We start from the raw sequence: 9,419 nt of genomic DNA on the forward strand, positions 1-9,419 counted from the left end.
ACGTCTATTCTACTACTTTTCTGAACTATTTTCTTCTTCAGTTTTTTCTATTTTTTCTTCATGCTTACAATCTTTATTACTACATTGTAAGTACTCACCTTTACTCTTTGAATATCTCTTAACCATATATAAACCACAATCAGGACACTTCTTATTTGTTGGTTCATACCAACTTACAAAGTTACATTCTGGATAATTGCTACATCCATAAAATCTATTTCCTTTTTTACTTCTCTTAACTAAAATTTTCCCTCCACATAAAGGACAGTTTGCATCAACCTCTTCTACTATAGGTTTTGTATTCTGACACTCAGGATATCCAGGACAAGCTAAAAAATCTCCAAATCTACCATGTTTTATAACCATAAGTCTTCCACACTTATCACATGGAACATCACTTACTTTATCTTCTATGATTACTTTTGATATTTCGCTCTCTGCCTTTTCTATATCCTTTTTAAGAGGAGTAAAGAATTCATCTACTATATGAGTCCAACTTTCCTTACCTGCTTCTACATTATCAAGTTTAACTTCCATTTCAGCAGTAAAATCAGTATCGACTATTTGCTTAAAGTATGTTGAAACTATATCATTTACTATAAAGCCTAATTCTGTAGGAATAAGAATTTTCTTCTCTCTATCTACATATTTTCTACTTATTAATGTTGATATAGTAGGAACATAAGTACTTGGTCTTCCAATTCCTTTTTCTTCTAACAACTTAACAAAAGCAGCCTCTGAATATCTTGCTGGTGGTTGAGTGAAATGTTGTTTTCCTTCAATTGAATCTTCTTTTAAAACTTCATTTTCTTCAAGTTCTGGTAAAAGAACTGACTCTTCCTCTTCACCTGATATATATTCATAAACTTTCATGAAACCATCAAATTTAATAGTAGATCCACTAGCTCTTAAAATATACTCTCCATTTTTAATCTCTAAGCTATTTGTGTTTAATATACATGTAGCCATTTGACTTGCAACGAATCTTTTCCATATTAAAGCATATAATTTATATTGATCATTACTTAAATTTTCCTTTGCAATTTCAGGTGTAATCTCAACATAAGTAGGTCTTATAGCTTCATGAGCATCTTGTATATTTTTCTTTCCTCTATATACTCTAGGCTCACTTGGAATATATTCTTCTCCATAATTTTCTTTTATGAAATTAAGAGCTTTTTCTTGAGCTTCATTTGATATACGTACAGAGTCTGTTCTCATATAAGTAATTAAACCAACAATTCCAAACTTTTTAACTTCAACCCCTTCATAAAGTTGTTGTGCTACAGACATTGTTTTCTTTGTCATATAGTTTAACTTCTTACTTGCTTCTTGTTGAAGTGTACTTGTAGTAAATGGAGCTAAAGGATTTTTATTTTTTTCTCCTTTTTTAATTTTATTTACTACATATTCATTTTGCTTTAATTCTTCTATTATTAAATCTGCTTGTTCTTTATTTTTTATTTCAACTTTTTTCTTATTTTTAGTTGTTAATTTAACAGGAAATGATTTTCTTCCTTTTTTAAGTTTTACATCAACTGTCCAGTATTCTTCTGGATTAAACTTCTTAATTTCTTCTTCTCTATCACATATAAGTTTTAAGGCAGCAGATTGAACTCTCCCTGCACTCAATCCCCATTTTACATTTCTCCAAAGAAGTGGACTTATCTCATATCCAACTAGTCTATCTAAAATTCTTCTAGCTTGCTGCGCATCAACTAAGTTAGAATTGATTTTTCTAGGATTTTTTATAGAATTTTTAACAGCAGACTTTGTTATTTCATTAAATTCTATTCTACAATTCTCTGATTCATCTATTTTAAGCACATTAGCTAAGTGCCAAGATATAGCTTCTCCTTCTCTATCAGGGTCAGTTGCAAGATATATTTTATCGCTCTTTTTTGCTAATTTTCTTAATTTGCTTAAAAGCTCCCCTTTTCCTCTTATTGTTATATACTTTGGATTATATTCATTTTCTATATCAACGCCTAATTGACTTTTTGGCAAATCTCTTACATGTCCCATTGATGCTTCGACTACATAGTTTTTACCTAAATATTTTTCTATTGTTTTAGCCTTAGCTGGTGACTCAACAATTACTAATTTTTGACCCATCGTAAACTCTGAATTAATTCAGAGTGTTCACCCCCTCAAACTATCATATTATTTTTGTATAATAATCTCCTGGTATAACTTCTATTTTATTTTCAAATTGCAATTCACATAATAACTCATATATGATGGATGTGTCAATATTTGTTACTCTTATAATATCATCTATATGCATTATATTATTGTCTAATATCTTCAAAATAAGCTCATTAAATCCTGATTCTTCCTCTTTATCTCCATTTTTACTAATTTTATTTTCTTTTTTTACATTAAATTTGATTGAGTTTAATAGATCACCTACATTTGTAAATATGCTAGCTCCATCTTTTATGAGATTATTACACCCTTTGCTTTCTGGTAAAAATATATCCCCAGGCACAGCAAAAACTTCTTTACCTTGATTCACTGCATAATTTGCAGTTATTAATGAGCCACTCTTTTCTCCAGCCTGAACAATTATAACCGCATCACTCAATCCACTTATTATTCTATTTCTTCTTGGAAAATTGTATCTTAAAGGAGGTGTATCAGGGAAAAATTCACTTATTATACATCCATTTTTAATTATTTTCTTATATAATTCTCTATTATAAACAGGATAATCTACATTTATTCCACAACCAAATACAGCAACATTATAAAAATTTCCCTCAATACATTTTTTATGCGCTTCAGTATCAACTCCAAAAGCCCCTCCGCTTATAATTCCTACTCCAAAACTTCCTAGACTGGAAGTTATTAATTTCGTGCATTTCTTACCATAATTATCACATTTTCTTGATCCAACTATAGCTATATTGGTGTTTTCTGCACTCTCCAAATCTCCTTTATAAAATAATATATATGGAGGTTCATCTATAAGCTTTAACCTTTTAGGATAATTTTCATCTAAATATGTTACTATTTTATAGTCTTTCTTATTTATATCATTAATTATTCGCTTATTCAAATCCATATCAATATCACAATTAAATTTACCCGCACATTTTAATCCACTTTCTTCTATATCCTTCCTATGTATATAAATATTTTCCTCATTTCCTAATTGATTTAAAAGTTCAACCTTTATATTATTTGAAACATTCAAATTTCCAAACCAAATTTTATAATTCAAATCAACTTCTTTCATTTATATAACATCTCCCTCTAAGGATTTTCTATAATTAATAGCTTCATATATATTGGCTTTTTTTATCTCCTCTTCATCACTTAAATCAGCTATAGTCCTAGATATTCTTACAATCCTATCTAATGCTCTACTACTTAATGAAAACCTATCATATATTTTATTTAACAAATCATGACATTCTTCATTTATAGTTATAAACTTTTGAATATCTCCGTGCTTCATTTGTGAATTATAGTTTATTTTTTCCTCTTTAAATCTAAACTTTTGCCTTTCTCTAGCTAATTTAATCTTATCCCTTATATCCTCTATATTTTCTTTTTTCTTTTTAGAATTAAGCTCTTCATAGGAAGCATATCTAACAGTTGTAAAAATGTCTATTCTATCTAACATAGCCTTAGAAAGTCTATTTCTATATTTAATTCTTTCATACTCACTACAAGTACAAATCCTCCCCTCATATCCACTTAAATAATTTCCACATGGACAAGGATTAAAAGCTCCTATAAGCATTACATTAGCAGGGTATGTTACACTCCCACTATTTCTAGATATGGTTATCTCTCCATTTTCTATAGGCTCTCTTAAACATTCTAAAGTTCTCCTGTCAAATTCTAAAATTTCATCTAAAAATAATATACCATTATGAGCTAAGGTAACCTCCCCAACTCTTAAATCTCTTCCTCCTCCAATTAAGGAAACCATAGTTGAAGTATGATGTGGATTTCTAAAAGGTCTCTCCCTAGTCCACTCCTTAGATTTTAGTAAGCCTGAAACACTATAAATTTTTGTACTTTCTAAAGCTTCCTCTTCACTAAGTTCTGGTAATATAGATTTCACTCCTTTGGCAAGCATTGTTTTTCCTGACCCTGGTGGTCCTTGAAGTAAAACATTATGATTTCCAGCCGCCGCTATACATAAGGCTCTCTTTGAACTTTCTTGCCCACAAACTTCTATAAAAGATTCATCTTTTCGTTTTATTATTTTATTACTTTTATTTTTATATGGAATAACATCTTCATAAGTAATAAATCCCCAAACCTCTTTTAAATTTGAAAATCCATATATATTTACATTTTCAACAAAAGAACACTCCTCTAGATTTTCTTCTGGTATTATAAAATTATTACTATTATGCTCTACTCCAGAAATCACAGAACATAAAGCACCCTTAACTCCTCTTATTTTTCCATCTAAAGATAATTCTCCTAAAAATACAGTATTATCAATAAACTTCTTTTCTAATTGACCACTCTCCATTAAAATTCCTAAAGCTATAGGCAAATCAAAAGCTGTGCCAACCTTTCTTAAATTTCCTGGTGCAAGATTCACAGTTATTCTTCCAAGAGGAAATTCATATCCACTATTTACTATTGCAGCCCTCACTCTTTCCTTAGCTTCCCTAACTGATGTATCGGCTAATCCTACCAATGTAAAACTTGGTAATCCCTTACTTATATCAACTTCTATATTAACAATTATTCCTTCTATTCCATTTAATGTTGAACTTATTAAACTTATTGCCATTTATCATCCTTCTCCCTAAAAGATATGCTTTTAAAAAGATACTCTCCAAAAAATTCATTTTTTAAACATATGTTCTCATAAAAATAATTCCCCCAAAAATGTTTAATAAAAATTCTTATGTCAAAACTTTAGAAGAGGTGAATTTATGAGAAATTATAATAAAGAAATAGGATTTTATGGTGAAGATATAGCCTTAAATTTTCTTAAGAAAAATAATTATAAAATACTAGATAAGAACTTTATCTGTAGGTCTGGAGAAATAGACTTGATTTCTTTGAAAGGTGAAATTTTAAATTTTGTAGAAGTAAAAAGCAGGTTCTCAAACTCCTTTGGAAATCCAAAAGAATCTGTAACCTGCTTTAAACAAAGTAGAATAATAAATGCAGCTAAATACTATATGCATTCTAAAAAACTCTACAATTTTTATATTCGTTTTGATGTTATTGAAGTAATTTTCAACAGAAATTATACTGATTACTCCATAAATTTTATAGAAGATGCCTTTAGAAGTTAATTATAGAATACTCTTTAAAAAACTCATTCTATGTATCTCTATAGGCCCATTTTCTTTTAATGCATCTACATGAGTTTTTGTTCCATAACCAACATTCTTTTCAAAGTCATATTGAGGATATTTCTTATGATACTCTTTCATAATGTTATCTCTATAAACCTTAGCTATAATTGATGCACATGCTATACAAGCACTCTTAGTATCCCCTTTTATAACATGCTTATTTTCTCCACCAAAGTTTTTTATCAAGTATCCATCAGATAAAACCAAATCTGGTTTTATTTTTAATCCTTCACAAGCTTTTATGAATACCTCATTATTACAATATCCTATACCTTTTTCATCAATTTCTTGATTATCACACATAGCTATTGAATAACTTAAAGCTTTCTCTTTTATTATGTCACTTAATTCTTCTCTCTTATGCTCAGAAAGCTTCTTAGAATCGTTTATATAAAGAATTATATCCTCTAAATCACTTTCATCCAATATTACAGCTGCTGATACTATAGGACCTGCTAATGGTCCTCTTCCAACCTCATCAACACCTGCAATATACTTATAATCTCCAAAACTCTTATCAAAAAGATACATATTTTTAACTCTTTCTTCTTCTTTGATAAGATTATTTAGATTTTTTTCTATTCTGTTTCCTAAAGAAGATACATTTTTTCTTTTATCCCCTTTTAATAAGTCAGCGATTTCTTTAACCTCTGACTTATTATCTCTTCTTACTTCTAAATTCTTAACTAAATCGCTAATTACTTTAAAAGAATATGAACTTAAATTTTCTTTAATATCTTTTATTAAATCTTCCATAATTGAATACACTTCCTATTCTGGCTTCTCTAAAGATATTCTCCCTATTTTTCCGCCTCTAAATTCATCTAAGATTATTCCTGCGATTCTATTGTAATCTATTTGATTTCCTGCCATTATAGCTCCTCTTTTTCTAGCTATAGCATCTAGGTTATCTAATGGATTCTCTTGAATTTCTGTAAGCTTATATCTAGTCATTAACTCATTTGGATTAGTTTCTTGAAGTCTCTCAACTAATTTAAGAGCTAATTCTTCAGTATCCATGATTTCATCCTTTATAGCTCCTGTGAAAGCTAAATTTAATCCAACTGTTTCATCCTCAAACTTAGGCCATAAAACCCCTGGAGTATCCATAAGTTCAATTCCAAGCTTAGTTTTTATCCATTGCTTGTTCTTAGTAACACCTGGTCTATCTCCAGTCTTAGCTATATTATTCTTAGCCATCTTATTTATAAATGTTGATTTACCAACATTAGGAATACCAACAACCATAACTCTAGTTGTTATTTTAACTAATCCCTTAGCTCTTAACTTATCATGTTTTTCCTTTAGAAGTTTTAAAAGAGCTGGTTTTATAGCATTTAAACCTTCACCTTTTAAAGCGTTTACTTCTAAAACAACAGTTTCTTTATTAGTTAAACTATCCTTCCAAGCCTTAGTTATTTTAGGGTCAGTTAAATCGCTTTTATTAAGTAATATTACTCTAGGCTTTCCAGCACATAAAGTATCTATATCTGGATTTTTAGAAGACTTAGGTATTCTAGCATCTCTTATTTCTATAACAGCATCAACAAGTTTTAAATTGTTTTGTATTTCTCTTTTCGTTTTGACCATATGGCCAGGAAACCAGTTTATAGCCATACTAAATCACCCTTTCTTATTTTAAGTTATGTAATATATTATCTTAAACAAATTAAATCAATATTGTTTAATGTAAAAATTCAAATATTTTTAAACAAACAAAAAATGGGACTATTCACTAGTCCCAGTTTATGTTTAAATTATCTAGTAGTTAACTCTTTAACTTTAGCAGCTTTTCCTACTCTATCTCTTAAGTAGAATAACTTAGCTCTTCTTACTTTACCTCTTCTTACAACATCGATTTTCTCGATTATTGGAGCGTTGATTGGGAAAGTTCTTTCAACTCCTACACCGTAAGCAACTCTTCTTACTGTGAAAGTTTCTCTTAAACCACCGTTTTGTCTTTTTATAACAGTACCTTCGAATACTTGGATTCTTTCTCTGTTACCCTCTTTAATTCTAACATGTACTTTTATAGTATCACCTATGTTGAATTGAGTTAAATCTTCTCTGATTTGTTCTTTTTCGATTGCTCTTATGATTTCGTTCATTGTGCATTCCTCCTTGATATCTAAAAATTTTGACGTTCTTAACACTCTCTGTGACAGAGGACCGCCGGTACTAGCACGAAATTTATTCTATCACACTTAGTTTCTTTAATCAATGTTTTTATTTTGATTTTAATAATTTTATGTCTTCTTTTGAAAGTTCTATTTTATCAAATAAATCTTTTCTTCTTTCTTTTGTTATTAGAAGTGATTCTTTTCTTCTCCACTTTCTAATATTTTCATGATGACCTGATAAGAGAACATCTGGAACTTTTTCTCCATCAAATTCTACTGGTCTAGTATATTGAGGATACTCTAAAGCTCCATCATAAAAACTTTCATCTTGAAAACTTTCTTCTTTTCCTAAAACCCCAGGCACCAATCTAGTTATACTATCAATAACCGGTATACAAGCCATTTCTCCACCTGTTAACACAAAATCACCAAGTGAAATTTCTAAATCAAAATATTTATAAACTCTTTGATCTACACCTTCATAATGACCACAAACAAAAATAAGTTCTTCTTCCTTAGCAAGTTCCTTAGCAAGTTCCTGATTAAAAGTCTTTCCTCTAGGTCCTAAAAATATAACTTTTCCATTGTTATTTTTCTTTACGTCTTTTATTGCATCAACCACAGGCTGAGGAGTCATGACCATGCCAGCCCCACCACCATAAGGATAATCATCAACTTTTTTATGTTTATTTAAAGTATAATCTCTAATGTTGGTTGCTTCTATATGTAGAATTCCACTTTCCTTAGCTCTTCCTAGTATGCTATGATTAAATATATCAAACATCTCTGGAAATAATGTAAGAATATTAATTCTCATCTTGCCACTCTCCAGAAGGTCTAATAGTTATTAACTTATCATCCATGTTTATATCTAAAACTATATCTTTTAAAACTGGAACTAAAACTTCTTTTTTTCCTTGAACCCAATAAACATCATTGCTTGGAGTTTGTATAACATCTTTAATTTTTCCGTACTCAAATCCTTCTGTATCCAAAACTTTACATCCTATTAAGTCTACGATAAAATATTCATCTTCCTCAAGTTCAATAGCATGTTCACGGTCTATTTCTAAGTAAGTTCTCTTTAACTTTTCAGCTTCTTCTATTGAGTTTATTCCTTCTAATTTAAGTATAACTTTATCCTTAAAATATTTAACACCCTCAACCTTTACTTTCTTACCTTTTAATAGAACATACTCTAAGTCATCAAATCTTCTCATGTCTTCTGTTAGAGGCATTACTTTCATTTCTCCTCTTAATCCATGAGTGTTTATTATTTGACCTATTACTAATAAATCGTTCATTTTAACACCCCTTTTTTATATATAAAAGAAGAGTTAGGTATACCCCTAACTCTTACTTAAATGATCTCTACTACAACTTTTTTATTTTCTTTAATTGCAGCAGCTTTCACCACTGTTCTGATAGCTTTGGCAATTCTACCTTGCTTTCCAATAACTTTTCCCATATCTTCAGGTGATACCTTAAGTTCTAATATGATCGTTTCCTCTCCTGTGACTTCATTTACATGAACATCTTCAGGTTTATCTACTAGTGACTTAGCAAGTATTTCAACTAACTCTTTCATATTATACTACTTAATCAAATTAAGTAGATTCACCTCCCTAAGGAAAATTATTTTATACCAGCTTGGTTGAATAACTTTTTAACTACATCAGTTGGTTGAGCACCATTTCCTAACCACTTAGCAGCCTTCTCAGCATCTATTTTAACTTCAGCTTCTGGCTTAGCGATTGGGTTGTAATATCCAATTTCTTCGATGAATCTTCCGTCTCTTGGACTTCTTGAATCAGCAACAACTACTCTGTAGAAAGGAGCTTTGTGAGCACCCATTCTTCTTAATCTTATTTTAACTGCCATTACATTTTCACCTCCTTCAAAAGTGTGTTCAATTTATTTCATAAAAGGAAGTTTACTTAAAAATCCCTTTTTACTA

General features: G+C 29.8%; 11 protein-coding genes. 1 reads left to right on the forward strand and 10 read right to left on the reverse strand.

Translation table 11 applies throughout. The features are described 5' to 3' along the window. Positions 1 to 12: 12 nt before the first annotated feature. The 3 genes from topA to Q1K13_RS04830 are packed head-to-tail and all read right to left on the reverse strand — an operon-like array spanning position 13 to position 4,765. Positions 13 to 2,115 (reverse strand): type I DNA topoisomerase, encoded by a 2,103-nt coding sequence (topA, locus tag Q1K13_RS04820; protein ID WP_300348093.1) that lies wholly within the window; start codon positions 2,113 to 2,115, stop codon positions 13 to 15. A gap of 43 nt (positions 2,116 to 2,158) precedes the next feature. Beyond that, a complete protein-coding gene (gene dprA / locus Q1K13_RS04825; protein WP_300348095.1) occupies positions 2,159 to 3,241 on the reverse strand; it encodes a DNA-processing protein DprA in 1,083 nt (360 codons plus the stop codon). Further along, positions 3,242 to 4,765 carry a YifB family Mg chelatase-like AAA ATPase gene (locus Q1K13_RS04830; RefSeq protein ID WP_300348096.1) on the reverse strand — a complete coding sequence of 508 codons (1,524 nt, stop codon included), beginning with the start codon at positions 4,763 to 4,765 and terminating at the stop codon, positions 3,242 to 3,244. A 145-nt stretch (positions 4,766 to 4,910) separates the two neighbouring features. Here Q1K13_RS04830 and Q1K13_RS04835 point away from each other — a divergent pair, with 145 nt between their 5' ends. After that, positions 4,911 to 5,279 carry a YraN family protein gene (locus Q1K13_RS04835; protein ID WP_300348097.1) on the forward strand — a complete coding sequence of 123 codons (369 nt, stop codon included), beginning with the start codon at positions 4,911 to 4,913 and terminating at the stop codon, positions 5,277 to 5,279. On the opposite strand, the gene rnhB is transcribed toward Q1K13_RS04835, so the two are convergent. The 7 genes from rnhB to rpsP form a co-directional block, all read right to left on the reverse strand. Further along, positions 5,280 to 6,098 carry a ribonuclease HII gene (gene rnhB / locus Q1K13_RS04840; RefSeq protein WP_300348099.1) on the reverse strand — a complete coding sequence of 273 codons (819 nt, stop codon included), beginning with the start codon at positions 6,096 to 6,098 and terminating at the stop codon, positions 5,280 to 5,282. Positions 6,099 to 6,113: 15 nt separating this feature from the next. Then, positions 6,114 to 6,959, reverse strand: coding sequence for a ribosome biogenesis GTPase YlqF (ylqF, locus tag Q1K13_RS04845; RefSeq protein WP_300348100.1), 846 nt, complete (start codon positions 6,957 to 6,959; stop codon positions 6,114 to 6,116). 140 nt (positions 6,960 to 7,099) lie between these two features. Then, entirely contained in the window at positions 7,100 to 7,450 is a 351-nt protein-coding gene (rplS, locus tag Q1K13_RS04850; protein WP_300348101.1) for a 50S ribosomal protein L19, read from the reverse strand. Between the two features lie 118 nt (positions 7,451 to 7,568). After that, positions 7,569 to 8,279, reverse strand: a complete 711-nt coding sequence (gene trmD / locus Q1K13_RS04855; protein WP_300348103.1) for a tRNA (guanosine(37)-N1)-methyltransferase TrmD — start codon at positions 8,277 to 8,279, stop codon at positions 7,569 to 7,571. After that, a complete protein-coding gene (gene rimM, locus Q1K13_RS04860; RefSeq protein WP_300348104.1) occupies positions 8,269 to 8,766 on the reverse strand; it encodes a ribosome maturation factor RimM in 498 nt (165 codons plus the stop codon). Before rimM ends, trmD begins: the two co-directional genes overlap by 11 nt. Before the next feature lie 56 nt (positions 8,767 to 8,822). Then, positions 8,823 to 9,050 carry a KH domain-containing protein gene (locus Q1K13_RS04865; protein ID WP_300348105.1) on the reverse strand — a complete coding sequence of 76 codons (228 nt, stop codon included), beginning with the start codon at positions 9,048 to 9,050 and terminating at the stop codon, positions 8,823 to 8,825. 47 nt (positions 9,051 to 9,097) lie between these two features. Continuing rightward, positions 9,098 to 9,343, reverse strand: a complete 246-nt coding sequence (rpsP, locus tag Q1K13_RS04870) for a 30S ribosomal protein S16 (protein ID WP_300348106.1) — start codon at positions 9,341 to 9,343, stop codon at positions 9,098 to 9,100. Positions 9,344 to 9,419 lie beyond the last annotated feature (76 nt).

This window comes from Clostridium sp., assembly GCF_029267215.1.
Lineage (GTDB): Bacteria > Bacillota > Clostridia > Clostridiales > Clostridiaceae > Sarcina.

Bases quoted from the DNA above. Each gene is read 5' to 3' on its own strand.
- topA (WP_300348093.1), bottom strand. From the start codon at position 2,115: ATGGGTCAAAAATTAGTAATTGTTGAGTCACCAGCTAAGGCTAAAACA.
- dprA (WP_300348095.1), bottom strand. From the start codon at position 3,241: ATGAAAGAAGTTGATTTGAATTATAAAATTTGGTTTGGAAATTTGAAT.
- Q1K13_RS04830 (WP_300348096.1), bottom strand. From the start codon at position 4,765: ATGGCAATAAGTTTAATAAGTTCAACATTAAATGGAATAGAAGGAATA.
- Q1K13_RS04835 (WP_300348097.1), top strand. From the start codon at position 4,911: ATGAGAAATTATAATAAAGAAATAGGATTTTATGGTGAAGATATAGCC.
- rnhB (WP_300348099.1), bottom strand. From the start codon at position 6,098: ATGGAAGATTTAATAAAAGATATTAAAGAAAATTTAAGTTCATATTCT.
- ylqF (WP_300348100.1), bottom strand. From the start codon at position 6,959: ATGGCTATAAACTGGTTTCCTGGCCATATGGTCAAAACGAAAAGAGAA.
- rplS (WP_300348101.1), bottom strand. From the start codon at position 7,450: ATGAACGAAATCATAAGAGCAATCGAAAAAGAACAAATCAGAGAAGAT.
- trmD (WP_300348103.1), bottom strand. From the start codon at position 8,279: ATGAGAATTAATATTCTTACATTATTTCCAGAGATGTTTGATATATTT.
- rimM (WP_300348104.1), bottom strand. From the start codon at position 8,766: ATGAACGATTTATTAGTAATAGGTCAAATAATAAACACTCATGGATTA.
- Q1K13_RS04865 (WP_300348105.1), bottom strand. From the start codon at position 9,050: ATGAAAGAGTTAGTTGAAATACTTGCTAAGTCACTAGTAGATAAACCT.
- rpsP (WP_300348106.1), bottom strand. From the start codon at position 9,343: ATGGCAGTTAAAATAAGATTAAGAAGAATGGGTGCTCACAAAGCTCCT.